The sequence below is a fragment of the Aliidiomarina sp. genome (assembly GCF_047920995.1).
GTDB lineage: Bacteria > Pseudomonadota > Gammaproteobacteria > Enterobacterales > Alteromonadaceae > Aliidiomarina.
On record NZ_JBLRWZ010000088.1, the window covers coordinates 1 to 719 of the forward strand.

Sequence of the window (719 nt, forward strand, 5' to 3'; positions counted from 1 at the left end):
TCGGCACAACGCCAGCTTAACCATTACCAGTGCACCTAATGAGGGCGCGACCTTTACCTGCTTTTTTCCACAACAGCAATTGGTTGACGCTGAAAAATTAAATGCCTGACGTGATAGGTGTCATCTAACTGTCATATTAGCTTAATACCCTTGTCACAGACTTTCTTGATACTTGCTGAGTAAGTAGCTTTTAGTTGCTTTATTTTCTCTCAACCAATGGAGCTGAACACTCATGTTCAAATCAAAACTTGCAACGATAGGTGCCGCGGTTACGCTGGCATTCTCGTCTGTCACCATGGCAGATGTTGATCCTAATTTGCCTGAATATTCACCGGTTTCTGGCGTTTCAGGTAACTTAAACAGTATCGGTTCTGATACGTTGAATAACTTAATGACGTTGTGGGCTGAAGAGTTCAACAAATTCTACCCAAGCGTTAACATTCAGATTCAAGGTGCCGGTTCTTCAACTGCGCCACCTGCTTTGACAGAAGGTACTGCAACTCTGGCTCCGATGAGCCGTGGTATGCGCCAGTTTGAAATTCAGGAATTTGAAAAGAAATTTGGTTATGCGCCAACAGAATTACCGGTGGCAATTGACATGGTTGCGGTTTATGTCAACAAAGATAACCCAATCGAAGGCTTGACCATTCCTCAAGTTGACGCGATTTTCTCTGCAACACGCCGTTGTGGTAACAGTGAAGACATCACGCGTTGGGGAC

Annotated in this window: 1 protein-coding gene; it reads left to right on the forward strand. The window is 44.5% G+C overall.

Annotated elements, in window-relative coordinates; genetic code table 11:
• Window positions 1-232 precede the first annotated feature (232 nt).
• Window positions 233-719, forward strand: a 487-nt coding sequence (locus tag ACNA7P_RS11230) for a PstS family phosphate ABC transporter substrate-binding protein (protein WP_416258711.1), incomplete at its 3' end; no start/stop codon positions are given.